Origin of the sequence: Thalassospira lohafexi (assembly GCF_002844275.1) — a bacterium.
Lineage (GTDB): Bacteria > Pseudomonadota > Alphaproteobacteria > Rhodospirillales > Thalassospiraceae > Thalassospira > Thalassospira lohafexi.
Map to the genome: position 1 here is coordinate 325,544 of NZ_NXGX01000002.1, position 26,713 is coordinate 352,256.

Here is a 26,713-nt window from a genome sequence, read left to right on the forward strand (position 1 = left end):
CCCGGAGTTGATTACCCCGGATACCAGATTGTCCGAGGATCGTTCGGCTTCCTTTCATAAGACCAGGCGCGCTCGATCATCCCCTCGAAATCGACTTGCGGCCGCCAACCCAGCGCCTGACGCGCCTTTGTGTTGTCCAGCCAGTTGCTATGAAATGGCGTAGGTATTTCAACAATCTCCATCCCCCGCGTCCGCAGAAGATATTCAGCCACCGACGCGTAATCGACCGGCTCATCCATCGCTATATTAAAAAGCTCCTGCTTTGCATGCGGGTTATCCAGTGCCGCCAGCAAGGCAGCAACCAGATCATCAACATGGACAAAGTTGCGTTTAAGCGACGCCCCGGTGCTGTCGCGCATTAACGGAACAAATCCCCCGTGACCAAGGCGCGCTGCCTTGCCCGTACTCATCAAATCACTCCAGATTGGCCCACCAAATTGGTCTGGACCGAATGAGAGCGCGTGTTTGAAATCATCTTTTTCCATGATCCAGGGCGCACGTAAAACAGTGCCGTTCAGGCCATACTGGATCTGATATTGCTCGACCATGACTTCCTCAATCACCTTGGTCAGCGCATAGCACCCGCTGTATGCTTTCCGCGGCGAGTTTTCAGTAATAGGTGCTGGATAGTCCTTGAAAATATGCCCGACACTGCAATCCCCTCCGATCAGGATGAATTGCTTTAGTGTCGCTGACTGGCGGGCTTCCTCAAGTAACAGGAACATTCCCTTGATCGCCACATCAATCACCAGATCGGGGCTTTCTTTCACTGCAGCCATGTGAAGCACGTGGGTCACACCGTCCATTGCCGATGCAACAGCTTGCGGATCTGCGAGCGATCCGGTCACGACCTCCACCCGTTCACCCGCCTCAATTCGACGGTTGTGACACAGTGCCACGACCTCCGCGGATGAAAATTGCGGTTTTTCAAGGAATGCTGGCAAGAACGCTTTGCCAACCTTTCCGGTTGTGCCCGTAATCAGAATCTTCATTAATTTTTCTCCCAGTTGAATTAATAATATTTATTAATAATAATGAGTCAAGTAACCTTGCGATAAATGAACCGGATAAATTCATGATTCAGACCAATTAATAATTATTACCTTTCTCCCGCCTGACGGGTTGTCTTGATACGACCGAAAAGGTATTACCATTGGCGCTTTGGTGACCTACCCCGCGCCAAATCGATCAAGTCGCCGAATTAACGGCTGAATTTGTCAGTCCGTTTCGGGACACCTGATGCAACCGCTCAAGAATAGTGCTTGGCCAAAAGACCAGAGGCAGACAAGTCAATGTCGGAAAAGAAACACTACGGTGGCAAAAACCGTCCTACGATGATGGATGTGGCGACAATGGCCGGTGTGTCGCAGGCGACGGTATCGCTTGTGCTAAACGGTAGCCCTGCCAAATTAACCGAAGCAACCCGACAGCGCGTGATCGATTCTGCCAACGACGTTGGTTACCAGCTTGTTCGTCGAGAAAGTCAAATGGCGCCAAGCAGTAAAGTCCGCTCTGCGATTATCTTCATCGTAGATGAAATCAGCACAGACCCCTGGATGGCCCTCGCCTTTGAAGGCGCGCATAATAAGGCACTGGAATACGGGATTAATGTCTGCCTGGCCGTTAGCCATGGCAATGCCAACATCGAAGCCAGTATCGTTAATCAGATGGCAGATTCAAATGTTATTGGTTTTCTCTACGGTACGATCCTCACCCGACTGGTAGAGTTGCCGCCAGCACTGTCAAAAAAGCCAACCGTTCTCGTTAATTGCTACGATAGCACACGCACACTACCGTCGGTTTTACCAGGTGACCTTGTCGGGGGACGTGCCGCGACAGAACGACTGATCAGTGCCGGACGCAAACGCGTTGCTATCATTAACGGCCAAAAAGGTGTCGACGCATCGCGAGACCGGCTTAAAGGATACAAACAGGCACTTGCGAGCAACGATATGCCATTCCACCCGGAACTCGTTCGTCCAGGCAATTGGGAGCCTTCAACAGGCTACTCAATGACACACGAACTTATGGCATTGGATAATCCGCCGGATGCGATTTTTTGCGCCAATGATTTGATGGCACTTGGCTGTTTTGATGCCTTGCGCGAACTGGGCCTTAGCGTTCCGGAAGACGTCGCTGTGATCGGCTTCGATGACCGGGAAATTGCGCAGCACACCCACCCGTCTCTTACTACGCTAATTTTACCACACTACGAAATGGGGGAAATTGGTGCGGAACTCCTGATTGATAGCGTTGGCGGCTTACTCGCAAACCCCAACCAAATCAAAGTCGAGTGCCTATTGGTAGAGCGCGATTCTGTCGTAAAGTCCTCAGAAACCGCCTAAAACAGGTAAAGTCAGATTTGGAACTCCGCAAATAGGTGTCTGTAATCTGATATGCCTCAAACATACTGCGGGTATCTGGCCGAAAAGACAAAGCGACACGAGCTGTGTTTGATCGCAAGGTTCCGATCCATACGCTAATGAGCGACTTTGAACTTGGCGACTGTCGATCCTGAATTTGCGGAACTGTATTGTGCAGCGGTCGCCACGCGCGCCATTCTATAATCCTCTGCTACCATTCGGTCTGCCTTTTAGGCAGATGTATCGCTTACCGCATCCGCCCGTTCGAATTGAACGGTAAAGACACATCCGTTGTGATCATCAGGTTTTGTCAGTTTCACAGTCGTATGGTGACGCAGCGCAATTTCACGGACGATCGATAATCCAAGCCCACACCCGTCCTCTCCGTTCTCGGCTATACGATAAAACCGTTTGAAAACATCCTTATGGTACTTCGATGGAATTCCCGGACCGTTGTCCTCGACCGTCAAGGTTACACTGTTGCGCACCACGTCATCTTCCAGTCGGACTGTGACAGCACTTCCTTCCGGGCAATATGTCAGCGCATTGTGCACAAGGTTCTTCAAAAGCTCCTCAATCAACGTGGCATTGCCCATGATCATCGTGGGTTCTGTGATACCTTCATATCCAAGATCAATGCCGCTTTCGATGGCCGTCATGACTTTTGATGCTGTCACTGTTCTGGTGATGTCACACAGATCAATTTTCTCAAACGGTCGACCGGCAAGGCCTTCCGGTGCGGCACGGGCCGATGCCAGCAACTGATTGGCCAAATGCGACGTTTGCTGGGTGGACGTTGCGATCGTAGCCATGATCTGGTGCAGCTTTTCCGGATCATCTTCACGAAGGCCCAACTCAGACTGCGTGCGCAATGCGGCAAGTGGCGTGCGCAACTGATGGGCAGCATCCGCTGTAAAGCGCTGCATGGTTGCCAAACTGTTTCCAAGGCGTTGAAAAAGATGATTAATCGCGCCGACGAGGTGCCGCACTTCATTGGGAACATCATGTTCAATCGGCCGCAAATCGGTTGGTGAACGACGGTTAAGTGCCTCTTCAAGGCGCGTGAGCGGTTTGAGCCCCTGCCCGATGCCAAACCAGACAATAACAGCCGCAATCACAATCAGTGCAATCTGACGCGCAGCCGCACTGGCAAGGATGTCTTCGCTCAGACTTGTTCTGGTACCCATGGTTTCAGCAACAAGTACCTGAAAACGTGTTGCCTTTCGAACGCTGGCGACATAGCGCGACAATGCGCCAATGCGAACATTTTCGCCGTTATACACCGCATCATAAAACACCGGATTTTCGCGCAGTGGCAATAACGCCTCTGGTACCGGCGGCAGATCTTCGTACCCGGTGATAAATTCACCCTGTATGGTGCCAACTTGATAAAACACGCGGTCTTCGGCCGAACTTGTCAGCATCTCAAGTGCGACATACGGTACATCAACTTCTATCTTGCCCCCGATCAGGACAACACGGTCGGCAATCGCCAATGCAGAACTTAAAAGTGCGCGGTCAAATGCTTGATTTGTCGAGCGAACAGCGTTGCTTCGCACTTCAAGAAGCATTAATGAACTGATCACCAAAAGCGGGATCAGAAGCCAGATAATCAGCCGTCGCCTGAGTGATCCGTTACGCCACTTCATGTCTTTTTCAACAAATAACCAAGTCCGCGTACCGTCTGAATTTTGACCTCAGCCGCTTCAACGCGTTTGCGTAAACGACTGATATAAAGCTCTACCGCGTTCGCACTGATATCGTCCTCAAACCCGGCCAACTGGTCGGCAATCTGTTCCTTGCTCAGAACATGCCCCAGCCGCAACAGCAGAATTTCAAGGATATTAAGCTCGCGGCGTGGAATTTCAATGTCATCGCCATGGATCATGACGCGCCGTGCCACCGTATCAAACACCAACTGACCACATCTGATCTGGGTGTTGTGAGTGCCTGCATTCCGCCGCATCAGTGCCCGTACGCGGGCCTCAAGCTCGACCAGTTCAAACGGCTTTGCCAGATAATCATCCGCGCCAAGATCAAGTCCCTTGACCCGATCTTCGATATCTCCGCGCGCGGTCAGGATCAAAACAGCACTTTCGGCACCGCGATGACGCAACCGGCGCAGAATTTCAAGCCCGTCAAGCTTTGGCAAATTAAGATCAAGCACGACCAACCCGTATTCCTGAGTGCGCAGAATATCATCGGCTTCTTCACCATCTGCGATCACATCAACGGCATAGCCAGATTGCCGAAGCGATCTGGCTATGCCGTCCGCCAGTGCGGCATGATCTTCGACGACGAGGACTCTCATTGTTTGTCGTACTCTTCCCTGATAAACCGATAATCGGGTTCCGCAGATTTGGTGCATCATACCAAGTCGGTAGTTCTGGCCGATGAAATCGACAATCGACGCCCGCTTAGGATAGTACACTATGACCTTGGGACGTTCCTGTATTCGTTTATGTGTCATTGCCGTCGCGATGCAAGCATCTTCTGCGTTTGCCGAGGTGTTTCAGTTCCCTGCCCTGCACGCAAGCCAGCCCGCCGACCCAGAACAAGCCCTTCTGACCGATTACAATCAGGTGGCCGTTATATACGGCTCTGCCGACATTGGCGCTTTTAGCCCCGCCATCGAAGCATTTCAGCAGAACAACCCGCAGGTTGGCATTGAATATCATCAGCTTCAGACACTTGAAATGTATGACATGACGATCAAGGAACGCGCCAGTGGTGCCGCCAATGCCGATCTGATCATTAGTTCATCCATGGATTTGCAGATGAAGCTGGCAAATGACGGATATGCAATCGCCCACCAAAGTACGCAAACGGATGCCCTGCCCAATTGGGCGCGTTGGCGCAACGAAGCATTCGCCGTGACGCAGGAACCCGCCGTCATTGCCTATAATCGGGAATTTTTCCGCGAAAATGAACTGGAACCACCACGCACACGCGAAGCATTCCTTGAACTGCTGCGTGCAAATGATGATTTACTCAGCGAAAAAGTAACAACCTACGATATCGAGCGCAGCGGCGTTGGCTTTCTCTTTCTTGCCCGTGATGAACGATTTTTCCCCGGTATATGGGACTTCATCCGGCAGCTGGGTCAATCCAAGGTAAAGCTGTATTCAAACACCTCACCCATGCTGGAAAAAATCGCCGACGGTCAGGTCGTCCTTGGCTACAACCTTCTCGGATCCTATGCGGAAACCTTTAGCCACAGAACACCCAACCTTGGCGTCATCCTTCCCGATGATTTCATTGTGGTTTATTCGCGTATTGCCATCATCCCGCGCGGAGCGCGCAACCCGAACCTCGGCGCACGTTTCCTTGATTACATGCTGTCGATCGAAGGACAAACCGTTCTGCAGGACGCAGGTAATTTTAACCCGGTGCGCGCCGATGTTCCGCAAAGTCCATTTTCCTCATTGATCTTTGACCGCTACGGAGAACGTGTACGCTCCTTTCCGGTTGGTCCCGGCTTGCTGGTCTATCTTGATCAGGCAAAACGTCAGCGGTTTATTCGTCGATGGCAGGATGCACTTTTAAACCGGCGTTAAAATACATCCCGCCATGCCTTTGAAAACGATTAACCTTCCTGCTTTTCCATAGGTACGGGGCGCGGTTCATGCCCGGTATAGTTCCAGATCATGCGACGCGGGATTGGGCCTTTGTTACGGCCACCTTGCTGGGTTTGCTCCCACGCATGGGCAAGAATGCCCACCGACCGTGACAGGCAAAACAACCCACGTGCCAGGGGCGCATCAAATCCCAACTCGGCATAAATAACCGCCGTCGCACCATCTATGTTCATCGGGATTTTTTTGCCTTTACGCGCCTCAAGCGTCTTTTCGACTTCACGGGCAATCATGCCAAAATACCCGTTGACAATGCCATCTTTGGCCGCATATTCCACCAGTCGCAACAAGCGCGGCGCACGCGGGTCGGTCGGATGGAAACGATGCCCAAATCCGGGAATATGTTTGCCATGTTCGGAAATCTGGTGATCAAGCCCGTCCGAAACCGCCTGCGCGACGGATACGCCATCATCAATACGTCGTGCAATATCGCGATATAAGGCAACCGCCTGCTCGCCCGCACCACCATGAACGTCGCCCAGCACATTTACGGCACTTGCCATTGCATTGTTAAGTCCAACGCCACAGGTTGCCGCCATGCGGGCAATGGCAATGCTTGGGGCTTGTGGACCGTGATCGACAGCGGCCACCAGTGCCGCCTCAAGCAATTTTGCCTGTTTTGGATTGGGCAGCTCACCCCGTGTCATCAACCAGATCATTGCCGGAAAGCTGACATTGCCAATCAAATCTTCGATGGCATACCCTGAATAGCGAATTTCGCCGGGCTTCATATCGATGATCGAGCTTTGCCACCAGTCCGATACTTCGTGTTCGACATCACGTGCTGTTTTCTCGCTCATAATACACCCTCCGCTTTCAGCGTTTTGATTTCGTCAACCGACAATCCAAGCCCGGCCAAAATGGTTTCATTGTCCTGTCCCAAAACGGGCGGCGGCGCATCGACACTTGGGGCTTCGCCATTAAGCTTCATGCCCGTGCGCAAGACGCGAATGTCACGTTCAACACCCGGCACGCTCGCGAAATCGGCGATCATTCCGCGGTCGGCGATTTGTGGTAATGAAAGTGCCTGTGGCACGGTTAGAACCGCCCCGGCTGGCACCCCAACTGCATTAAATGCCAGTACCCAGTCATCGGTACGACCTGTTTGAAGCACACTCTCAAGCAACTCGGCCAATTCTTTGCGGTTTGAAAGACGATCAGAACGGGTCAGAAAGCGTGGATCGGCTTTAAGCGCGTCTAGTTCAAGCACATCACACACGGCTTCAAACTGTTCCTGCTTATTCGCCGCAATGTTGATTTGACCATCTGCAGTACGAAAGGCTCCGGACGGTGATGACGTAAAGTTATCATTGCCGTTTGCGGTCGGTTGCTGCCCGGCAATAAGGAAGTTCGAAACCACCCAACCCATGGTGGCAACGACCGACTCCAGCATCGAAATATCGATAAAGCTGCCCTTGCCCTCATTATTGCCAAGCGCCCTGCCCGCAAGTGCTGAACTGATCGCACAAGCTGCCGTCAGGCCCCCAATGGTATCGGCAACCGGATATCCGACCCGATAGGTTCCCTTATCTTCTTCACCAGTGATGGTCATGATACCAGAAAGGCCCTGCACGATCTGATCGTAAGCTGGCAGCTTTTTCATCGGACCATTTTGCCCGAACCCGGATATCGCACAATAGATCAAAGCCGGGTTCACCTTGGACAACGCGTCATAGTCAAGCTCAAGCCGATCCATCACGCCGGGTCGAAAATTCTCAACTAATACGTCGGCCTTCTTGACCAGTTTTTTAAGGATATCCTTGCCGCGCGGGTCTTTCAGATTAAGTGTGATCGATTTCTTCCCGGCATTCTGGGCGAGGAACGAAACCCCCATCAGCTTTTCATTCAAACCGGCATCCGCACCCAGCTGACGGGCCAAATCACCGCGCCCGGGGGCTTCGACCTTAATCACTGTTGCGCCAAGATGTGCCAGTTGATGACAACAAAACGGTCCGGCAAGCACATTGGTAAGGTCCAAAACCGTGACACCATGAAGCGGTTTGGTATTTTGCATGCTATTTTCCAATATTCTGCCTGGTAGAATTATGTTCTATTATATAGAATTTATAGTCCTCGCAAAACGGTTCAATCAGTAAGCAATCAGGCTGCCACCTCTTGGAACTTGGAAAGACCATGTCAGAACAAACTGTTAGTGCTGTTGAACGCGCATTTATGATCCTTGATGTCTTCACCGATCAGGATGCGGATCTGTCGCTTAAGGACCTCGCTGAACGCACCGGAATGTACAAAAGCACCATCTCAAGACTGGCCGGAACATTAGAGTCGAATGGTTTTCTGATGATTTCGGGGCGTGGGCGATATCGATTGGGCCCGGCCTTATGGCGATTGGGGTCTATTTACCGGCGATCATTTAGGATGGATGACGTTGTCCGCCCACATCTAAGCGCCCTTGTTGATCAAAGTGGTGAAACAGCCTCTTTCTACGTCCCGGAAGGGTCAAACCGCCTGTGCCTGTTTCGCGAAAACTCATCCCGCAGCCTGCGCCATCATCTTGAAGAAGGTGCTATCCTGCCCTGTGACCGTGGGGCCGCCGGACATGTTATTCGTGCGTGGGGCAACGGTGTTGATGATCGGGCGCTAGAAGTCCTTGAACACGGTTTTGCGCAAAGCCACGGTGAACGCGACCCTGATATTTCAGCCATCGCTGTTCCGGTTCTTGACCGACACAAACAAATGTTGGGTGTTTTGTCATTGTCGGGTCCGGGCAGCCGGTTTACAGCAGAAAAACGCCAGAGCGTATTGTCTTTATTGAAATCTCATGCCCTCGAATGTGGCCGCTCTCTTTCGGCGTAAGGCCCACTTTCCCGCCATATTCAGCACCGTCTATGCCACAGCTTCATAAAACATATGCCTTTTTTTCACCTGATTGTTGGCAATGACAGGTTGGTGACAGGTTTGACTGTTAACGTCCTGCCACTGCCGATCAGGGGGTAAAACCGCCCAAGGATCAAAAACAAGAATATCGGCAAGGGAGGACTTACTTTCAATTCGACAGTCAGGTTGCGTTTGCACACCTGAAAGGTCGTGATCGTTCTCCGTTGCTGAAGTTCTGTCCTTAATGATCGGCGCGCCACCGTTTTGGTGGCTTGGGAAAATGCTTTAGTGTCTGGAGGAGACCCTGATGAACAAGCTGACGATGTTCTCGCGTCGCGGATTTATGGTTGCAGCAACTGCTGTCGCTGTTTCGACGGCTGCTTTTGCTGTTACGACTGCCAAAGCTGCAGAAATGGATGAAGTTCACTTCATCATTCCGGGCGGCGCAGGCGGCGGCTGGGACGGTACCGCACGTGGTACAGGTGAAGCCCTGACCAAATCCGGTCTGGTTGGCACCGCATCTTATGAAAACATGTCTGGCGGCGGCGGCGGTAAAGCCATTGCTTACATGATCGAAGCTGCTGATCGCCTTGATAACACCTTGATGGTCAACTCCACTCCGATCATCGTGCGTTCGCTGACCGGGGTCTTCCCGCAGTCGTTCCGCGATCTGACCCCGATTGCTGCTGTTGTTGCTGAATATGCGGCCTTTGCCGTACCAGCAGACAGCAAATTTGAATCTTTCACCGACGTTGTTGCATCTGTCAAGTCTGACCCGTCATCGGTCAAATTTGGTGGTGGCTCAGTCCGTGGCGGCATGGACCACATTGTTGCAGCCTATGCTGTGCAGCAGGGTGGCGGCGATGCCAAACAGGTAAAATACATTCCGTATGATGCCGGCGGCAAAGCAATTGCAGGTCTTCTGTCGGGCGAAACCGACGTTCTGTCGACCGGTCTTGGTGAACTTCTTGAACTCGCCAAAGCAGGCCAGATTCGTATTCTTGCGGTAACCTCGAACGAACGTATCGAAGCAGCTCCGGAAGTTCCGGCTCTCGGCGAACTCGGCATTGATGCAGAATTCATCAACTGGCGCGGTTACTTCGGCTCACCTTCCCTGTCGGCTGACAAAGCAGATGCGTATGCAGCACTTCTCAAAGACGTGCAGGCAACCCCGGAATGGGACACCGTGCGCAAACGTAACGGCTGGGAAAAAATCTATAAAGGTCGTGCAGAGTTTTCCACCTTTATGGAAAACCAGGAAAAGGTCGTTGGCGACCTGATGCGCGATCTTGGCTTCCTGAAATAAGCCATTAGAAAACCGATAAAAAGACTTCCGAAGGAAACCACGCCATGTCCATCAATCGTGACAAATTCGGCGCACTGCTTTTTCTATGCCTTGCGCTGATCTACGGGTTTTATGTCGATGATATCCCGTTGCTGTTTGGCGACGAAGATGCGCCGTTTAATGCTCAAACCCTTCCTAATGCGCTTGCGTGGATATTAGGTTTGGTTTCCTTCATCCAACTGGTCATGCCGGCTAATCAAGAGGCAGGCAACCTTTCGTCCGCCTTCCGCGGTTTGAAATGGGGCCGTGTTGTTCAGCTTGGTGTGCTGATGGTCTTTTATGGATTTACCATTCGCTATCTCGGCTTCCTGATCTCAACCACGATCTTTTTGGTCGGTGGCTTTGCCGTTCTTGGTGAACGCCGAATCAAGGTTTTGCTGGGTGCATCCATCCCCGTTGTTTTCATTTTCTGGTACCTGCTGACCCAACTGATGGGCATTTATCTGGCACCGGGTGACATCTTCGAAATGCTGGGTTAGGGCGAAAGAAATGCTTGAAGGAATTTTCTCCGGTCTTTCGACCGCAGTCATGCCGATCAACCTTCTGATGGTTGCTGTCGGCTGTTTCGCCGGGACCTTTATCGGCATGTTGCCGGGGCTCGGTCCGATCACCGCAATTGCGCTGATGATCCCGATCACCTACGGCTTTGATCCCTCTACCGGCCTGATCCTGATGGCCGGTGTCTATTACGGTGCCATCTTTGGCGGTTCGACATCGTCAATCCTGATTAACGCACCCGGCGTTGCCGGCACCGTTGCGACTGCCTTTGACGGTTACCCAATGGCCCAAAAAGGTCAGGCTGGCAAGGCACTGGCAATTGCCGCCTACTCGTCATTTTCCGGCGGCACGATTGCGGCGATCTTCTTGTTGGTTGCGGCCCCTGTTCTTGCTTCTGTTTCGCTATCGTTCCAGTCGGGTGATTATTTCGCCCTGATGGTATTGGGCCTAACGGCGGTATCGGCCTTTGCTGGTAAAGGTCAGGTTCTCAAGGCGATTACCATGACGCTGTTTGGCATCATGCTGTCGACCATCGGCACTGATCCGGCGGCTGGTGTTGCACGCTTTACCTTTGGCAATATGGACCTTATTGACGGCATCAGCTTCCTGTTGCTTGCCATGTCGACCTTTGCGCTCTCCGAAGCCCTTCTGTCGATCCTGCGTCCGACCAAGGACACACGCACCGACGAAGAACGGGCGTTAAAAAACCTTGGCTCGATGAAGCTGTCCAAAGAAGAAGTCAAAACCATGATTCCGGTGATCGGTCGATCCTCGGTGCTTGGCTTCTTTACCGGCGTTCTGCCCGGTGCCGGTGCGACAATTGCATCCTTCCTTGCCTATGGCATGGAACGCAACATTGCATCCGCCAAGGAAAAGCTTCAGTTCGGCAAGGGGTCTATTCGTGGCCTTACTGCCCCTGAAACAGCTAACAATGCTGCTTGTTCTGGTTCGTTCGTTCCGCTTTTGACCCTTGGTATTCCGGGGTCTGGTACGACGGCGGTCATGATGGGTGCTTTGATTTCATATGGCGTTCAGCCAGGCCCACGTCTGTTTGTTGAACAGCCGGAAGTCTTCTGGTCGGTTATTATTTCGATGTATATCGGCAACATCGTGCTTCTGGTGTTGAACCTGCCGCTGATCCCTTACATCTCCCGCCTTTTGGCGTTGCCGCAGCAATTGTTGGTCCCGTTCGTGCTGTTCTTCTCGCTGATCGGTGTTTATCTGGTGACCTTTAACGCCTTTGATATTCACATGATGGTTATTGCCGCAGCAATCGCCATTGGTTTGCGTCTTTTGAACTATCCGATGGCGCCGATGCTGCTGGGGTTCATTCTGGGCAGCATGATGGAAGAAAACCTGCGCCGTGCATTGATGATCAGTGATGGCTCGCTGGCCTTCCTTTGGGAACGTCCGATCACGCTTGTGATCCTTCTGATCAGCGCCCTGTTCCTGTCAGCACCTTTGGTCGGCAACCTGCGCCAATGGGTAAAAAACCGCAAAGCGGTGCCAAACGACGGTGAATTCTAAGACCTGAAAAGCTTCCGACGCGAAGGAATTGGATGAATGCGCTTTCTTGATAATTTGGCGATTGGGCCAAAAACTCTTTTGGTCCCGGTCTTTCTGATGGTTGTGATCGTTGCAATGGGTATTGCGACGGTCGCCACACTTGAAAGCGAGAAAAACACCCTCACCAGCCTTCGCGTCGAAGCCTATGAGCGGCGGTCTGACGCACTCACACTCAGTAACGCACTGAACGAGATGCATGGATCGCTGTTTCGTATCCTAACATGGGATTCCAACGGCATTAATGCTGCGACTGTTCCTGAGTTGCGCGAACAGGTCAGCCATATTTCAGAAGACCTTGCCCCGCTCGCACAACGGCTTGCGGTTGTTGGTGGCGACGAGTTCACCAGCAACTATGAGAAATACATCGAACAGGTTGACCAGTTCCTGATTGAAAGCGAAATGAACATCTACGGCGCACTCGAAGTCATTGCGCAGGCCGATGAAACATTCCGCGCCCTTCAGGTTCCGCTTACTCAAATTCTGGTGCAGACCCACGAACTGGCCCAAACATCCTTTGCCAATGCATCGTCACAGGCAGAAGCCTTGCAACGGGTATTCGTGATTGTTGCCATCCTTGTTGTGTTTATTGCCGGGGTGGTTTCTGTGTTCGTCTCCCGGCGCATTTCACGCCCCATGACCGACCTCTCACATCTGATCGAACAAATCGCCAATGGCGATCTGGACATTGATGTTCGTGGCGTTCAACGCCGTGATGAAATCGGCACAGTTGCACGATCTGTAACTGTTTTGCGCGATCAATCCAAAGAAGCCGAAAGCCTGCGCAAAGAACGCGAACGCGTCCGAACGATCGAAGGCGAACGCCAGCAGGATCTGATCCGCGCTACCGATCATTTCCAGCGCACCGTTCAAGATGCCCTTTCCGGATTTGATCGTGAATTTGGCTCACTGAACGGATCGGCAAGCGAAATGGAACAGATCGCAACGTCGGCAAGAGCACGTTCCGCTGATGCCAATCAGCATTCCGAACAAGTTCTCCACCATATCGAAGCCGTATCGCAAACCACGGCAAGCCTGTCCGAAGCCATTGCCGAAATCGGCCATCAGGCACAGAACTCGGCCGAAGTCGCTGGCAAGGCCCGCTCGGAAAGTGAACAGTCCCGCGCCCTGTTTGAACAGCTGACCAACGCGACACAGCGGATTGGCGATATTGTCGGTCTGATCGAAGACATCGCAAGCCAGACCAACCTACTGGCCCTGAATGCCACCATCGAAGCAGCACGTGCAGGGGACGCTGGCAAGGGCTTCGCCGTCGTTGCCGGTGAGGTTAAAAACCTTGCATCGCAAACAGCACGCGCGACCGAGGATATTTCCAATCAGGTCGATGAGATCCGTGGCCTGACAGACAATGTCGTCGGCGCACTGCAAAGTGTTGCAAATGTGATTGGTGAGGTTGATCAATCGGCCGCGGCGATTGCCGCAGCTGTGGAAGAACAACAGGCATCGACGGCTGGTATTTCCGATAGCATCCATGATGCCAATGGCGGCATGCGCACGGTGGCTGAGGCTGTTGGTGCTCTTGATACCGAAACCGCCCGCGTTCACAACGGTTCGGAAAATGTCACGCGCGCAACCAATACACTTAATGCCGAAGCATCGCGACTGCGCGATGCGATTGATGGGTTCCTCGAACAGATCAACAAGAACAAGGCCAGCGCATAATGAGCGGATCACCCGAAGATCCAGCCACGTCCTGTTGGATCAACCGTATTTCGGGTGTCATGACACCGCGCTTTTTCAAAAGACTCTCTATTGCCCTTGGTATTGGCCTTGTTGGTGGATTGATCGCACATAGCCTAGACATGCCACTCGCATGGATGATGGGACCGATGCTTGCAACTTTTGTGGCAAGCTTGATGCGCGTTCAGATGGGCATTCCGATGGAGTTTCGCTCGGTCATTCTGGGGGTGATCGGCATTTTTCTTGGCGCGTCCTTTACCCCTGAAACCCTTGATCAGGCCGCCCGCTGGCCAATCAGCATGATTGCGGTGCTGATTTACGTGCCCGTCGTGACGGTTCTTGTGACGTGGTTCTATACCAAAATCGCCCGACTTGATCCAGCAACAGCCCTGTTTTCAGCAACACCAGGTGGTTTAACGCCTATGGTCGTCCTTGGCGCTGCTGCGGGCGGAAATGAACAGGAAATCGCATTAACGCAAGGCTTGCGCGTTCTGTTGCTGGTCATGTCCGCCCCCTTGATCGTTTTAATGATTACGGGTGTCGTTGCCAGCGGTCATGGCGATGGTGATGCGGTCTATATGACACTGTCAGAAGGTCTTTTGACAGGTGGTGCCGCCCTTCTCACTGTATTGCTATTTCGCAAGCTTCGCGTCCCGGCTGCCTATATGACAGGTGCAATGCTTGCCAGCATGGTTCTGCACGTTACCGGGATCGTTGAAGGTAATTTGCCTGATTGGCTTTTGGCCGGAAGCCTTTTGATCCTTGGTTCCGCCATCGGCAGCCGCTTTGCAGGCGTCAAATTATCATTTCTGGCGCGACTGGCCGGTTATTCGATCTTTGCCACGCTAGTAATTTTGGCTTTTACCGGCGGCGTTGCCTGGATGGTATCGCAGTGGCTTGATCTTGATTTCATTGCTGTGTTGCTGGCGTTTGCGCCGGGGGGCGTGGCTGAGATGTCGTTGATCGCGCTGGCACTGAATGTCGAGCCAAGCTTCGTTGCCTTCCACCACATCGTGCGTATATTTGAAATCGTCTTACTTGCACCGATCATGGCTAAGTGGTTCCAGCGCCATATGCAGCGCAAGAACGCGCAGAATAACACCCCTGCCCGGTAAGCGTTCTGCACCGACGGAATTTTTCCGCCTTTAAGTACTAAGATTTCCGGGAATCAAAAAAGACGGGATGACGCTTAACCGTCAGTTTTTATCGACAATTACATCATGATCAAGCAGTGGCGCGACATCGATGTCGCTTGCATCCATCATGCCGGACACACGTTGCAAGGCAGCGATCAGGAACGTCTGTTCCCATTCTTCAAGATCATTGAAGTTATCTGAAAATCTGTCATGCAGTGCCATGGGAGCCCGATCAAGGATGGAACGTCCTTGATCCGTTAAGCGGACAAACACTTTGCGCTTATCCGTGTCACCACGCGCACGCAAGACAAGCTCCATCGCCTGAAGCTTATCAACCAATGAGGTTGTTGATGCCTGCGCCAGATTCACCTTTGCGGCAATCTGGCCAACCGTCATCTCGCCGTATTCTTCCAGTGATTGCAAAACCAGAAGCTGCGATGTCTTCAACCCGGTGATTTTACCAAGTTTTTTAGCGTGAATATCGCTCGCGCGTAGAATGCGGCGAATGGAGATCAACGCTTCATGCAATTTGTCCATTTGAATTTCCGGGCGTCAATTGTTGTTCTGCTACAAAAGATGTTTTAGCCCCAGAACCGCGAAACCGCAACGGTTTAAGATGACCTTCCATCGATATCCGATGTTTTATTTCATCGATTTTCGGTATTTCATGACGAAAATATGTCAGCGACATCGATCCATCAATATCGAAGACCGATTAATTTATGTTTTATTTTATATCAATAACTTACTTGGTTTCACGTTATTTTCATCGAGAAAGGGTTGATCAATTTGTATCGCTATTCTATACATCTCTCGCGACATGAATGATCGCATATCGAAATAACAGAGCAGGCAGACCGATGAAAATTGCCAACAATCAAGGCAACACCGGCCGCAAAGCCAACCTGATTATCCGAAAACCGAAGGCCACCGACGGCGCAACGGTCAATGCGTTGATCGCCGATTGTAAGCCTTTGGATGAAAATTCGATGTATTGCAACTTGCTGCAGTGCTCGCACTTTGGCGACACATGCGCGATTGCAGAACTCGATGGCGAAGCCGTGGGCTTTGTTTCCGGTTACATCGTCCCAAGTACGCCTGAGCAGCTCTTTATCTGGCAGGTTGCCGTTTCCCCGAAGGCCCGTGGCCTTCGTCTGGCGAAACGTTTGATCCTTGATATTCTGGATCGCCCGGCATGCTACAATGTGTCGCAACTGAACACGACGATCACGTCAACCAATGCACCGTCTCAGGGTGTGTTCCGTTCAGTCGCACGCGAGCTCGGCGCCGACGTCAAACGCAAAGTTCAGTTTGAACGCGAAACGCATTTTGACGGCGCGGCTGCCAGTGAGATCCTGTGGCAGATTGGCCCGTTTGAACGTGAAGACGTCGAACGCGTCGCGGCCTGATCCTCAATAAGCATTTTCACCGCTTTCATGCCTCAAAACGGCAAAGCCGTTATTGGGAACATCCGGTTCGCCGGGACGTTTGACATGACAAGTGGACTTGACTTTTCCCAATCTGAAAGAGGGAACCATGACTGTATTTGATCGCCTTGAATCGGAAGTTCAGAGCTATGCACGCTCCTTCCCCGTTACGTTTGAAAAAGCCGAAGGCGCCTGGCTCACCGATGAGAACGGCAACCGTTACCTTGATTTCCTTGCCGGTGCCGGCAGCCTGAACTATGGCCACAACCATCCTGTTCTGCAGGAAAAGCTGATTGATTACATCAAATCAAACGGCATTACCCATGGTCTGGACATGCACACCAAGGCCAAGGAAGCATTCCTGACCGCGCTTGAAGACAAAATCCTCAAGCCGCGCGACATGGACTACAAGGTTCAGTTTACCGGTCCAACCGGCACCAATGCTGTTGAAGCCGCATTGAAACTTGCTCGCCGCGTCAAAGGCCGCGAAACGGTGATCTCATTCACCAACGGCTTCCATGGCTGCACCTTGGGTGCGCTTGCCATCACCGGTAACGAGCATCATCGCGGGGCTGCCGGCGTATCGCTTGACAACGCCGTTGCCGTTCCGTTTGACGGCTACATGGGCGACAGTGTTGATACCGTTGACTACCTTGATCGTGTTCTTTCCGACAACTCAAGCGGTGTGTCACTTCCTGCTGCTGTAATTGTCGAGGCAGTACAGGGTGAAGGCGGCTTGAACGCGGCTGACTTTGGCTGGTTGAAAAAGCTCGAACAGACCTGTCGTAAGCACGACATTCTGCTGATCGTTGATGACATTCAGGCAGGCTGCGGCCGTACTGGCACGTTCTTTAGCTTTGAACCCGCTGGTATCAAACCTGACATGATTACGCTTTCGAAGTCGCTGTCAGCTTATGGTCTGCCGTTTGCGGTTGTTCTGATGAAGCCGGAATTTGACGTCTGGCATCCGGGCGAGCACAACGGCACTTTCCGTGGTAACAATCATGCGTTTGTCACCGCTACAGCAGCCCTTGATCACTTCTGGTCAGATGATAAGTTCGCATCCGAAGTGTCTGACAAGGCTGAATTCCTTGGCAAGCGTCTCGAAGAAATTGCCGAACGCTATGGCGACGGCAAAATCTATCGCAAAGGACGCGGCCTGATGCAGGGTATCTGCTTTGAAAGCGGTGAACTCGCATCGAAGGTTACCAAGGAATGCTTCAAGCATAACCTGATCATTGAAACCAGCGGCCCGGAAGATGAAGTTGTCAAATGCCTTGTGCCTTTGATCATCTCCAAGCAGGATTTGGGTCACGGCCTTGATATCCTTGAGCTGGCAACTGCCAAAGCCATGGGCAAGGACGTTGTTGCAGTCAAAGCCGCTGCGGAATAATAAGGTTGGGCGATGCTATTGGGTGTCGCCCTTCCCTACCACCTAGATAGCCCCACACCTTAAATAATTCAAAGAGTTAAAAATGATTGTTCGCACCCTGAAAGAATGTGAAGCATCCGGTCGCCGTGTGGTTTCTGATAACTGGGAAAGCACGCGTATGTCGCTTGCTGAAGATGGTATGGGCTTCTCTTTCCATATCACCACCATCTATGCCGGTACCGAAACCGAAATTTGCTATGCCAATCATTTCGAGACCGTCTATTGCATCTCAGGCAACGGTGAAGTCGAAACCATCGCGGATGGCAAAAAGTACAAAATTGAGCCAGGAACGGTTTACATCCTTGATAAGCACGATCGCCATTATCTGCGCGGCGGCACCGAGGATATGGTTGTCGCATGCGCGTTCAACCCGCCGCTCAATGGCCGTGAAGTCCATGACGAGAACGGGGTTTACCCGCTCGATGGCGACGCACTCGCCAGTTAAGCTTTTGGTTTGGGGCGGTAGATAAAAGCCGCCCCAGACTTTAAGAAATAATAGTTTTCAAGGATACGCCCCCAAAGGAGGCAACATGCTTTCAGCCCAGAAAAAAACGGACGCTGGGCATAGCGTTCACAAGATCGGTGGTACGTCGATGACCCAGGTTGAAGCGGTCATGGACAACATTCTGGTCGGCAATCGCAGCGAAGAAAAACTGTATAATCGGGTCTTTGTCGTTTCAGCTTATGGCGGGTTCACCGACCTTCTGCTGGAAAACAAGAAAACCGGTGAAGCAGGCGTCTATCAGCTTTATGCCGGATCGGAAACCGATTGGGCTTGGGGCGATTCTCTGACCAAAGTTTCCGAGAAAATGTGTGCCATCAACGAAGAAATCTTTGGTGATGCACCCGAACTGAAACTGGCCAATGCCTTTGTTCAGGAACGCGTTGAAGGTACGCGCAGCTGCTTGATGGACCTCCATCGTCTGTGCAGCTTTGGGCATTTCAAACTTGAAAAGCACCTGTTGACCGTTCGTGAGATGCTGTCTGCCATTGGTGAGTCCCATAGTGCGCACAACACCATGTTGCTGCTGCGTGCCAAGGGCGTGAATGCTGTGTTCGCCGACCTTTCGGGGTGGCGTGAGCCAGAAGCATCAACCCTTGATGGTCGCATCTCAAAAGTCTTCGATGACATTGATCTTGGCAGCCAGCTTGCGATTGCAACCGGCTATGCCCAGTGCAGTGAAGGCCTGATGAGCATCTATGGCCGTGGCTATAGTGAAGTCACCTTCTCGCGCATTGCATGTCTGACGCAGGCGCGCGAAGCGATCATTCACAAGGAATTCCATCTGTCGAGTGCAGATCCGCGCATCGTCGGCGAAGATGCCGTGCGCCCGATTGGCCGCACGAGCTATGACGTCGCTGATCAGCTGTCAAACATGGGGATGGAAGCCATCCATCCGCGTGCAGCCAAGGGATTGCGTCAAAACGACATTCCGTTGCGTATCGCCAATACCTTTGAACCGGAACATCCCGGTACGGTCATTGACGATCATTGGGATCCGGAAAACAGCCGGGTTGAGATTGTCACTGGCGTTCCGACCGCGTTCGAGATTGAGGTCTTCAATCAGGATATGGTGGGCATTCCGGGCAGCGAGGAATCAATCCTTAGCGTGCTTAAACGTTATAAGGTTCCGACCGTTACCAAGAACCTGAACGCCAATACAATTACGCATTATGTATCAGCACCGCTGAAGCAGATCCGTCGTTGTGTTGACGAGATCGAGGAAAAGCACCCTGAAGCAACCGTTCAGACCCGTAAGGTCGCGATTGTTTCGGTGATTGGCGCCAATATTGATCAGCCTGGCCTGTTTGCACGTGCTGTGACAGTCCTTGATGAGGCAGGCGTCGAACTGGTTGCCTCGCACTTCCCGAGCCGTCGCGTCGATCTGCAGTTTGTTGTGGCAGAAGGCGATTTCAACAAGGCAATCGTTGCCCTGCATCGCGGTCTTGTTGAAGGTAAAAAAGAAGAAGGCGCGTCAGACAAAAAGACCAAGAATGACAGCGCTAACAAACAGGACAAGCTTAAGGCTGCATAAGCCTTAAGGCATCCGAACATCACATCAAAACCCGCAGTGCTTGCAAAAGCCTGCGGGTTTTGTTTTGTGCCAACCCCATACTTGCCATTGTCAGAGATGGTGCGTCGCGATAGGACTTATCTGTCTAGTCCAGTCCAACGCCCGTTTCTCAGGAAAGCCCGCATGAGCACTCATAATAGCAAAGCGATTAACGACCTTCTTGATATTATGGCCAAGCTGCGCGACCCGGATGGCGGGTGTCCTTGGGATCTGGAACAAGATTTTTCGACCATCGCCCCCTACACCATCGAAGAAGCCTATGAAGTTGCCGACGCCATTGCCGATGGTGATATGAACGAACTTCGCGATGAGTTGGGGGATTTGCTTCTGCAGGTGGTTTTCCATGCGCAGATGGCACAGGAAGAAGGTCATTTCACCTTCGAAGATGTCGCCAACAGCATCAATGCGAAAATGATCAGCCGTCATCCCCATGTATTTGGCGAGGGAGACGCCACCACAACCGATGGCGTCAACCAGACATGGGAGAAAATCAAGGCTTCTGAACGGGCGCAAAAGGCCGAAACCAAGGGTCACGACCGTCACAGCGCGCTTGACGGTGTTGCCAGCGCCCTCCCCGCACTCATGCGGGCTGAAAAGCTGACCAAACGTGCTGCACGTGTTGGCTTTGACTGGCCAAGCACGGATGACGTGTTTGACAAGCTTCATGAAGAAATTGACGAGCTTAAAGCCGAAATGACCGAAAACCCCGATCAGGACCGTATCGAGGATGAACTGGGCGACATGTTATTTGTCATGGCAAACCTTGGTCGTAAGCTTGGCGTCGATCCCGAAGTCGCCCTGCGGCGCGCGAACCATAAATTCACCCGTCGCTTCCACTTCATCGAAGATGAACTGGCGAAAGACAGCCGCACCGCGTCACAGTCCGATTTGCAAGAAATGGACGCGCTTTGGAATAAGGCAAAGAAGGTTGAACGGGGGCAGGCATAAGTGCACCGGCACGACACCTGCCCCTTCATATAATATGTGCGTCAACCTTCAAGCGGCATATAAATCTCGGTCAAAAGCTCGGTTGGTGCCGTTTCACGCGGGTTGTTCAAATATTCCTCGAACACGGGGCCCTCGCGTACTTCTTCACCAGACTGGGGCAACCAATTGCCAAATAACCATAAATAAGCTGACTTCATATCAGCATATGGTCCCTTGTACCGCAGGCATGCGTATCTTCCGGCCACCACCACTGTGCGTTCAACCGGCGCCTCAATCGTAACTGATTCCGTCTGATCAAGTAGCGCACCCGCCTTTGAGAACAGATCGTTTTCGGCAAAGGCATCTGGGTCGGTGTGATACACGCCAATCAGTCTGACATTTGGTTCAATCAGGTCACGCACCGCAAGCCATCCAAACAGGCGATCAAATGCCTCACCAATTTGCATGAATGATCCGTGGTGATCGATGGTCAAAAGCGACATTTCAGGCACATCGCGTATTTCGACAGTCCAAGGACCACAGACGCTTTCACCCTGCTCTTCAAGGGCGTCATGGAATTGGCGATGGCTGCCTTCCTTGCGATAGCGCGCCGGTGGCATCCCATAGCTGTCAGAGAATATTCGGGTGAAAGATTGTAGATTGGGATAGCCACATCGTTTGGCGATCTTATCAATCTGAATTGCACTGTTTGCCAGCATACCGGCCGCGCTATGAAGGCGAACGCGCTTTACCGTCGCGGCGACGGTTTCACCAAACACACCGTGATAAATGCGATGCCAATGCGTTGGCGACATACAGGCAATTTCGGCCAGTCGATTTAAATCAAGTTCGTCAGAAATATGGTCATGGATGTGGGCCTGCACGCGGGTAAGGCGGTCTTGGTAGGAGCGTTGGGCATGTAATTTGTTCATCGTTCTCTCATGCAATTTGTTGTGCACTTTGAAAACGCTAACACGCGTCGATTTGACAAATCTTGCGATCTTGCGTCAAGCCGTGGCTCGGATCGACTTACGAAAACAGCGGCAGAAGAATTTCATTCATCTCAGACCACAGGTCTTCGGAACTGGCACACAAAAGTCCGGGGGCCTCTGTATTGGCGTTATATTCATTATTACGGTCTGCGGTAATATAGCGGGCATACCCACCAGCTTCGCGCACCAAAAGCGTGCCCGGTGCGTGGTCCCAAGGCTTTAGAGTCCGATAGGCGCAAAAATCGAAATCACCACGTGCCAATTCTTCATACTCAGCACCGCAGCAGGAATAATGCGCAACGGTGTCAAAGAAATCCATATGCCCGTAATGGCTTACAAGACGGTCACGCGCATAGGAAATCAGAAACCCTTTGGCATCGCTGGCTTTTGTGATGTGGGATCGCACCGAAACAGGATTGTCCTGATAACGCGTCCCAGCACCCTTTTCGGCCACGGTTGCGGTTCCCTCAATCGGGTCAACAATCCATGCCGCAACCGTTTCACCCGCAACATACAAACCAACCATGCAGCGAAACGGTTGACGATTGTGGGCAAAGTTTTTGGTGCCATCGACTGGATCAATGATCCAGACGGGATCGGATGCGGCAAATGCACGGTCCTGTAATTTCGGATCGGCATGTGCTGACTCTTCGCCCAAGGCGATACTGCCCGGTAACAGGTCGGTTAACCGGGCAGTTAAAACGCGTTCGGCTTCTGTATCGGCGATGGTCACCAGATCAAGCGCGTGGGTTTTAGCCTCGATATCTTCATCGGCCAGTTGTCCAAAGCGCGGGGCAATTTCAGCAGCCGATACTTCCCGGATGATACCGGTTACTTTTTCAATATCGACTTTCACCACAACGCAATTTCTCCTTCTGGCGTTTAACGACAATCAGACAACGTGTATTTCAAAACCAGATTTAGCACACCAGTCTTCAAAACGCCCCACCCGCGTAGAATCTATCCGCACCTGAATGGCAATACCGTCATCGCCTTCTGTGCGCTGAAGAACTTCACCATGTTCATAAAGACGTGCCAGCGATTTGCCATCCGAATACGGCACGCACAGCTCAAACACCGGCATATGTTCCGTAAGCCGGTCTTCAACCAAGCCCAGAAGCGCATCGCAATTCGTACCCTTAATGGCCGAAATGGCGATCGTGTTGTCGTGGCGCGCCGCTGACTCGTTCACCGCCTGCAGGTCATCACCTTTAAGCTGGTCAATCTTGTTAAGCGCTTCAACAAGTTCTTCGCCGTCAATTGCCTTTTGCAGCCCAAGTTCCTTAAGAACTTCAAGCACATCAAGCCGTTGCTCTTCTGTTTCTGCCGAAGCCACATCACGCACATGGACAATCAAATCCGCTTCAAGCACTTCTTCAAGTGTTGCACGGAATGCTGCCACCAGATCGTGCGGCAAATCGGAAACAAATCCGACAGTGTCAGACAGAATGACCTTGCGTCCACTTGGCAAAATCAGACCGCGCATGGTCGGATCAAGAGTTGCAAACAGCATGTCCTCGGCAAACACCTCGGACGTGGTCAGCTGATTAAACAGCGTCGATTTTCCGGAGTTGGTATAGCCCACCAAGGCCACAATAGGATATGGCACACGGCGACGTGCTTCGCGGTGAAGCTCACGTGTCCGTTTAACTTCCTCAAGCTCACGCCGAAGTTTGGCAAGCTTGTCACCAATCAAACGACGGTCAATCTCGATCTGACGTTCACCCGGGCCGGCAAGGAAGCCGCGACCACCTCTCTGACGCTCAAGGTGGGTCCATGTGCGAACCAGTCGTGACCGCTGATAACTCAGCAATGCCAATTGTACCTGCAAGCGTCCCTCACGGGTCCGCGCACGGTCAGCAAAAATCTCAAGGATCAGACCGGTACGGTCAATAACCTTGCACTTCCACTCTTTCTCCAGGTTACGCTGCTGGATCGGGGTAAGTTGGCCATTGATCATAACGATGTCGGCTTCTTCTGCCTTGATCTGCAGACCGAGCCGTTCGGTAACGCCCTTCCCAAATAAGGTCGAAGGGCGTACTTTTGCGATGGGCACAATATCTGCGCCCACCACTTCAAAATCCAACGCGCCAGTCAAACTGATTGACTCGGCCAGACGCGACGATGCGTCACGCCAGGACGCTTTCTGGTCCGCGCGTTTTAGTTCCGGGTGGAAAACGAGGACTCGGGGGGCTTCCGGCTCAGTGCCTCCCCCCGACGTCAGAGATTCTTCAGCTATTTTCTTCTTCCGTTGCTGGCTGGCTCGGATCAAACAGTTTGATCGGTGTCGTCGGCATTACCGTCGAGATCGCGTGTTTGTACACGAGCTGGGTGTGAGCATCGCGCCGCAGCAAAACAGAGAAATTGTCAAACCAGGTGATAATCCCCTGCAATTTGACTCCGTTGACCAGAAACACGGTAACCGGCGTTTTGTTTTTACGGCAATAATTCAGGAAAACGTCCTGAACATTTTGTGATTTTTCCGCCATTGGTTAGACCTAGCCTTCTTTTATGAGCGTTTTTTTAGTTTCGGGCGGCCAAGCAAAATGCGGAACCATCGACGTCAAGTTCGTCACGGTTCCAGCCCCATCTTAATGACCAACCTGAACTATAAGACTTTCGTAAAGGTTTTTACAACCCTTACAAGCGCTTCGCAATCAGCGAAATGCCAATCAGGGTCGAGATTCGCGGAATTCTGCGCATCACTGTGTCCGGTAATTTCATCCCCAATCAGGATTGCAGTTGCCCCGACGTTGCGCGCGCATTGAATATCGACAACACTATCGCCTACAAACCAGAGATTCTCATATTGCGGCGCCGAAGAGTCGCCCATTGCCATATGCACAGGGTCGGCGGCAGGTTTATCATTAGCGGCATCTGTCGCCCCGACAATTTGACTAAAAAACGTGGTCCAGCCAAGATGTTCGGCCTCTTTGCGCAAAAAGTCACCGTTCTTATTGCTGACGACACCGATGTATGTCCCGTTTTCACGCAGCGCACACAAAAGATCATAGGCACCGGTCAAAGGTGTCAACGTTTCAAGGTGAATGCTGCGAAAATGTGCGTAAAAACTATCCTTGGCAGCTTCCCAGCGATCTTCGCCAAACAAAACAGGGAAACTATCACGAAGTGATCGGGCAACCCGTTGCTTGGTTTCATCAAGCGACCATTTGGGTTTGTCGAACTCTTCAAATGTCATGTTCAGGGCTGCCTGAATGGTACCCCAACTGTCAACAAGGGTATTATCCCAGTCAAACAGGACGGCATTTGGTCGATGAGGCAATTGGTCAGACATAACGAAATCCGGTGGCTTGGGTGGATATTATTTGTATGAGGATTATAGAAAGCCCGACGCAGATCAGAAGTATTCGAGACGTACAGCAAACATTTTCTCGACCTTTTTGATCTGCTCAGACCCGGCAAAGACAACAATGCGATCGTTCGCTTCGATCACGGTATTGGCACGCGGCATGACAACTTCACCATTTCGCAAGATTGCGCCAAACACCACACTGGCTGGCATGGCAATATCCTTAATTGCCTTACCGACAATCGGTGCTGTTTCAAGTGCCTCTGCCTCAAGCACCTCACCAAAGCCTTCTGACAGGCTATGAACCGCACGGATACGCCCACGGCGCACATGATGCAGGATCGTCGACACTGTCGTCATGCGCGGGCTGATGACCACATCAACGCCCAGTTCAGACACCAGCGAGTTATAGGTGCTTTTATTAATCAGCGTCAGAGCACGCGGGCAGCCATACCGCTTTGCGAGCAAAGATGCCAGAATGTTGGTTTCGTCATCGTTGGTAAGCGCAACCACGGCCTCGGCATTGCCGACGTTTGCTTCTTCAAGCAATTCTGGATCAAGCACGTCTCCGTGCAAAACCACGCTTTTCTTTGGCAACTTTTGGGCGACATAGCGCGCGCGCTCGGCGTCGGCCTCGACAAGGCGTGTGGTCACGCCCGGGAAGTTCTTGTTGATTTCTTCGGCTAGGAACAGCGCGATGTTCCCCCCGCCAAAGATGACAATACGGCGTGCTTCGGGGTCTTCGTGCCCGAATGCGGACATTGCCCGATCCACCTGATCGCTTGACACCGCAAGATACACAAGGTCACCGGCCAGCATTTGATCATCGCCCTTGGGATAGACCGGCTTGTCATTGCGGATCATACCAAGGATCGAAATATTCAAATCCGGGAACAGCTGATGAAGCTGACGCAGTGGCGTATTGATCACCGGGCAGTCTTCGCTACACCGCAGGCCAAGGATTTTGACCTTGTCATCGGCAAACGGGATCATATCGAACGCCCCGGGCGCCTGCAGACGGCGCGCAACGGCACGGGCCACTTCCATTTCCGGAGAAATCACCACATCAATTGGCAACTTTTCACGGCCAAACAAACTGGCCCATTCCGGCTGCAAATAGGTTTGGCTTCGGATACGGGCGATCTTGGTCGGTACGTTGAACAGCGAATGAGCGACCTGACAGGCAGTCATGTTGACTTCGTCAGCAAAGGTCACCGCAATCAGCATGTCGGCTTCTTCTGCGCCTGCCTGCTGGAGAATATCAGGGTGAGAGCCAAACCCGATGATGCCTTTGACCTCTAGCGTGTCCGAAATTTTCCGGACCAGTTCTTCGGACTGGTCGATCACGGTTACATCATTGTTTTCTGCAGACAGATATTTGGCAATGTGGAAACCCACCTGCCCGGCCCCGCAAATGATGACCTTCATCGTGTATTCTCCCGTTCACAGCAGCCTGCGATGTCGCGACTGGTAA

The 26,713-nt window shown here is 52.1% G+C and carries 25 protein-coding genes; 13 read left to right on the top strand and 12 right to left on the bottom strand.

Annotated elements, in window-relative coordinates; all coding sequences use genetic code 11:
- Positions 1–11: 11 nt before the first annotated feature.
- Entirely contained in the window at positions 12–992 is a 981-nt protein-coding gene (locus tag COO92_RS05285; protein WP_101300479.1) for an NAD-dependent epimerase/dehydratase family protein, read from the bottom strand.
- Between the two features lie 300 nt (positions 993–1,292).
- On the opposite strand from COO92_RS05285, the gene COO92_RS05290 reads away from it, so the two are divergent.
- Entirely contained in the window at positions 1,293–2,345 is a 1,053-nt protein-coding gene (locus COO92_RS05290; RefSeq protein WP_206186365.1) for a LacI family DNA-binding transcriptional regulator, read from the top strand.
- A gap of 248 nt (positions 2,346–2,593) precedes the next feature.
- On the opposite strand, the gene COO92_RS05295 is transcribed toward COO92_RS05290, so the two are convergent.
- A complete protein-coding gene (locus COO92_RS05295) occupies positions 2,594–4,012 on the bottom strand; it encodes a sensor histidine kinase (RefSeq protein WP_101300481.1) in 1,419 nt (472 codons plus the stop codon).
- The gene (locus COO92_RS05300) at positions 4,009–4,674 is read right to left on the bottom strand and encodes a response regulator transcription factor (RefSeq protein WP_101300482.1); all 666 of its coding nucleotides are present in this window, start codon (positions 4,672–4,674) and stop codon (positions 4,009–4,011) included. The genes COO92_RS05295 and COO92_RS05300 overlap by 4 nt, the downstream gene beginning before the upstream one ends.
- 121 nt (positions 4,675–4,795) lie before the next feature.
- Here COO92_RS05300 and COO92_RS05305 point away from each other — a divergent pair, with 121 nt between their 5' ends.
- Complete coding sequence (locus tag COO92_RS05305) at positions 4,796–5,920, top strand: ABC transporter substrate-binding protein (protein WP_101300483.1); 1,125 nt, start codon at positions 4,796–4,798, stop codon at positions 5,918–5,920.
- Between the two features lie 29 nt (positions 5,921–5,949).
- Here COO92_RS05305 and COO92_RS05310 read toward each other — a convergent pair whose 3' ends face one another.
- Positions 5,950–6,798 (bottom strand): citryl-CoA lyase, encoded by an 849-nt coding sequence (locus COO92_RS05310; protein WP_101300484.1) that lies wholly within the window; start codon positions 6,796–6,798, stop codon positions 5,950–5,952.
- On the bottom strand, positions 6,795–8,012 hold the full coding sequence (locus COO92_RS05315; protein ID WP_101300486.1) for a CaiB/BaiF CoA transferase family protein: 1,218 nt from the start codon (positions 8,010–8,012) through the stop codon (positions 6,795–6,797). The genes COO92_RS05310 and COO92_RS05315 overlap by 4 nt, the downstream gene beginning before the upstream one ends.
- Before the next feature lie 119 nt (positions 8,013–8,131).
- On the opposite strand from COO92_RS05315, the gene COO92_RS05320 reads away from it, so the two are divergent.
- From COO92_RS05320 to COO92_RS05345, 6 genes are all read left to right on the top strand, one after another.
- The gene (locus COO92_RS05320) at positions 8,132–8,812 is read left to right on the top strand and encodes an IclR family transcriptional regulator (protein WP_101300488.1); all 681 of its coding nucleotides are present in this window, start codon (positions 8,132–8,134) and stop codon (positions 8,810–8,812) included.
- 328 nt (positions 8,813–9,140) lie between these two features.
- Positions 9,141–10,139: a tripartite tricarboxylate transporter substrate binding protein gene (locus tag COO92_RS05325; RefSeq protein WP_206186366.1), complete on the top strand. Its 999-nt coding sequence runs from the start codon at positions 9,141–9,143 to the stop codon at positions 10,137–10,139.
- 44 nt (positions 10,140–10,183) lie between these two features.
- On the top strand, positions 10,184–10,657 hold the full coding sequence (locus COO92_RS05330; RefSeq protein ID WP_101300492.1) for a tripartite tricarboxylate transporter TctB family protein: 474 nt from the start codon (positions 10,184–10,186) through the stop codon (positions 10,655–10,657).
- A 10-nt stretch (positions 10,658–10,667) separates the two neighbouring features.
- A complete protein-coding gene (locus COO92_RS05335; RefSeq protein ID WP_101300494.1) occupies positions 10,668–12,203 on the top strand; it encodes a tripartite tricarboxylate transporter permease in 1,536 nt (511 codons plus the stop codon).
- 36 nt (positions 12,204–12,239) lie between these two features.
- Complete coding sequence (locus tag COO92_RS05340; protein ID WP_101300495.1) at positions 12,240–13,922, top strand: methyl-accepting chemotaxis protein; 1,683 nt, start codon at positions 12,240–12,242, stop codon at positions 13,920–13,922.
- Positions 13,922–15,055, top strand: coding sequence for an AbrB family transcriptional regulator (locus tag COO92_RS05345; RefSeq protein ID WP_101300497.1), 1,134 nt, complete (start codon positions 13,922–13,924; stop codon positions 15,053–15,055). Before COO92_RS05340 ends, COO92_RS05345 begins: the two co-directional genes overlap by 1 nt.
- Positions 15,056–15,136: 81 nt before the next feature.
- On the opposite strand, the gene COO92_RS05350 is transcribed toward COO92_RS05345, so the two are convergent.
- Complete coding sequence (locus COO92_RS05350) at positions 15,137–15,613, bottom strand: MarR family winged helix-turn-helix transcriptional regulator (RefSeq protein ID WP_022732242.1); 477 nt, start codon at positions 15,611–15,613, stop codon at positions 15,137–15,139.
- 323 nt (positions 15,614–15,936) lie between these two features.
- Here COO92_RS05350 and ectA point away from each other — a divergent pair, with 323 nt between their 5' ends.
- From ectA to mazG, 5 genes are all read left to right on the top strand, one after another.
- Positions 15,937–16,485, top strand: a complete 549-nt coding sequence (gene ectA / locus COO92_RS05355; protein WP_022732243.1) for a diaminobutyrate acetyltransferase — start codon at positions 15,937–15,939, stop codon at positions 16,483–16,485.
- A 127-nt stretch (positions 16,486–16,612) separates the two neighbouring features.
- Positions 16,613–17,896 carry a diaminobutyrate--2-oxoglutarate transaminase gene (gene ectB, locus COO92_RS05360; protein WP_101300499.1) on the top strand — a complete coding sequence of 428 codons (1,284 nt, stop codon included), beginning with the start codon at positions 16,613–16,615 and terminating at the stop codon, positions 17,894–17,896.
- Positions 17,897–17,978: 82 nt separating this feature from the next.
- Entirely contained in the window at positions 17,979–18,380 is a 402-nt protein-coding gene (locus COO92_RS05365; protein ID WP_022732245.1) for an ectoine synthase, read from the top strand.
- A gap of 85 nt (positions 18,381–18,465) precedes the next feature.
- Positions 18,466–19,971, top strand: coding sequence for an aspartate kinase (locus COO92_RS05370; protein ID WP_101300500.1), 1,506 nt, complete (start codon positions 18,466–18,468; stop codon positions 19,969–19,971).
- Between the two features lie 162 nt (positions 19,972–20,133).
- Positions 20,134–20,958 (top strand): nucleoside triphosphate pyrophosphohydrolase, encoded by an 825-nt coding sequence (gene mazG, locus COO92_RS05375; protein ID WP_101300502.1) that lies wholly within the window; start codon positions 20,134–20,136, stop codon positions 20,956–20,958.
- 41 nt (positions 20,959–20,999) lie between these two features.
- Here mazG and COO92_RS05380 read toward each other — a convergent pair whose 3' ends face one another.
- From COO92_RS05380 to trkA, 6 genes are all read right to left on the bottom strand, one after another.
- Positions 21,000–21,869 carry an AraC family transcriptional regulator gene (locus tag COO92_RS05380; protein WP_101300504.1) on the bottom strand — a complete coding sequence of 290 codons (870 nt, stop codon included), beginning with the start codon at positions 21,867–21,869 and terminating at the stop codon, positions 21,000–21,002.
- A gap of 97 nt (positions 21,870–21,966) precedes the next feature.
- Positions 21,967–22,788: an inositol monophosphatase family protein gene (locus COO92_RS05385; RefSeq protein WP_240626337.1), complete on the bottom strand. Its 822-nt coding sequence runs from the start codon at positions 22,786–22,788 to the stop codon at positions 21,967–21,969.
- A gap of 33 nt (positions 22,789–22,821) precedes the next feature.
- Complete coding sequence (gene hflX / locus COO92_RS05390) at positions 22,822–24,153, bottom strand: GTPase HflX (protein ID WP_420823341.1); 1,332 nt, start codon at positions 24,151–24,153, stop codon at positions 22,822–22,824.
- A gap of 7 nt (positions 24,154–24,160) precedes the next feature.
- A complete protein-coding gene (gene hfq / locus COO92_RS05395; RefSeq protein ID WP_008891082.1) occupies positions 24,161–24,418 on the bottom strand; it encodes an RNA chaperone Hfq in 258 nt (85 codons plus the stop codon).
- Positions 24,419–24,537: 119 nt separating this feature from the next.
- The gene (locus COO92_RS05400; protein ID WP_101300507.1) at positions 24,538–25,224 is read right to left on the bottom strand and encodes an HAD family hydrolase; all 687 of its coding nucleotides are present in this window, start codon (positions 25,222–25,224) and stop codon (positions 24,538–24,540) included.
- Positions 25,225–25,287: 63 nt separating this feature from the next.
- Positions 25,288–26,667, bottom strand: a complete 1,380-nt coding sequence (gene trkA / locus COO92_RS05405) for a Trk system potassium transporter TrkA (protein ID WP_022732252.1) — start codon at positions 26,665–26,667, stop codon at positions 25,288–25,290.
- Between the last annotated feature and the right edge of the window lie 46 nt (positions 26,668–26,713).

Excerpts from the sequence above, each read along its gene's own strand:
- COO92_RS05345 (WP_101300497.1), top strand. The coding sequence starts at position 13,922 with ATGAGCGGATCACCCGAAGATCCAGCCACGTCCTGTTGGATCAACCGT.
- COO92_RS05320 (WP_101300488.1), top strand. The coding sequence starts at position 8,132 with ATGTCAGAACAAACTGTTAGTGCTGTTGAACGCGCATTTATGATCCTT.
- hfq (WP_008891082.1), bottom strand. The coding sequence starts at position 24,418 with ATGGCGGAAAAATCACAAAATGTTCAGGACGTTTTCCTGAATTATTGC.
- COO92_RS05310 (WP_101300484.1), bottom strand. The coding sequence starts at position 6,798 with ATGAGCGAGAAAACAGCACGTGATGTCGAACACGAAGTATCGGACTGG.
- COO92_RS05325 (WP_206186366.1), top strand. The coding sequence starts at position 9,141 with ATGAACAAGCTGACGATGTTCTCGCGTCGCGGATTTATGGTTGCAGCA.
- COO92_RS05340 (WP_101300495.1), top strand. The coding sequence starts at position 12,240 with ATGCGCTTTCTTGATAATTTGGCGATTGGGCCAAAAACTCTTTTGGTC.
- COO92_RS05315 (WP_101300486.1), bottom strand. The coding sequence starts at position 8,012 with ATGCAAAATACCAAACCGCTTCATGGTGTCACGGTTTTGGACCTTACC.
- COO92_RS05400 (WP_101300507.1), bottom strand. The coding sequence starts at position 25,224 with ATGTCTGACCAATTGCCTCATCGACCAAATGCCGTCCTGTTTGACTGG.
- COO92_RS05300 (WP_101300482.1), bottom strand. The coding sequence starts at position 4,674 with ATGAGAGTCCTCGTCGTCGAAGATCATGCCGCACTGGCGGACGGCATA.
- COO92_RS05380 (WP_101300504.1), bottom strand. The coding sequence starts at position 21,869 with ATGAACAAATTACATGCCCAACGCTCCTACCAAGACCGCCTTACCCGC.
- COO92_RS05295 (WP_101300481.1), bottom strand. The coding sequence starts at position 4,012 with ATGAAGTGGCGTAACGGATCACTCAGGCGACGGCTGATTATCTGGCTT.
- COO92_RS05370 (WP_101300500.1), top strand. The coding sequence starts at position 18,466 with ATGCTTTCAGCCCAGAAAAAAACGGACGCTGGGCATAGCGTTCACAAG.
- trkA (WP_022732252.1), bottom strand. The coding sequence starts at position 26,667 with ATGAAGGTCATCATTTGCGGGGCCGGGCAGGTGGGTTTCCACATTGCC.
- COO92_RS05330 (WP_101300492.1), top strand. The coding sequence starts at position 10,184 with ATGTCCATCAATCGTGACAAATTCGGCGCACTGCTTTTTCTATGCCTT.
- COO92_RS05285 (WP_101300479.1), bottom strand. The coding sequence starts at position 992 with ATGAAGATTCTGATTACGGGCACAACCGGAAAGGTTGGCAAAGCGTTC.
- ectA (WP_022732243.1), top strand. The coding sequence starts at position 15,937 with ATGAAAATTGCCAACAATCAAGGCAACACCGGCCGCAAAGCCAACCTG.
- ectB (WP_101300499.1), top strand. The coding sequence starts at position 16,613 with ATGACTGTATTTGATCGCCTTGAATCGGAAGTTCAGAGCTATGCACGC.
- COO92_RS05350 (WP_022732242.1), bottom strand. The coding sequence starts at position 15,613 with ATGGACAAATTGCATGAAGCGTTGATCTCCATTCGCCGCATTCTACGC.
- COO92_RS05305 (WP_101300483.1), top strand. The coding sequence starts at position 4,796 with ATGACCTTGGGACGTTCCTGTATTCGTTTATGTGTCATTGCCGTCGCG.
- mazG (WP_101300502.1), top strand. The coding sequence starts at position 20,134 with ATGAGCACTCATAATAGCAAAGCGATTAACGACCTTCTTGATATTATG.
- COO92_RS05335 (WP_101300494.1), top strand. The coding sequence starts at position 10,668 with ATGCTTGAAGGAATTTTCTCCGGTCTTTCGACCGCAGTCATGCCGATC.
- COO92_RS05365 (WP_022732245.1), top strand. The coding sequence starts at position 17,979 with ATGATTGTTCGCACCCTGAAAGAATGTGAAGCATCCGGTCGCCGTGTG.
- COO92_RS05290 (WP_206186365.1), top strand. The coding sequence starts at position 1,293 with ATGTCGGAAAAGAAACACTACGGTGGCAAAAACCGTCCTACGATGATG.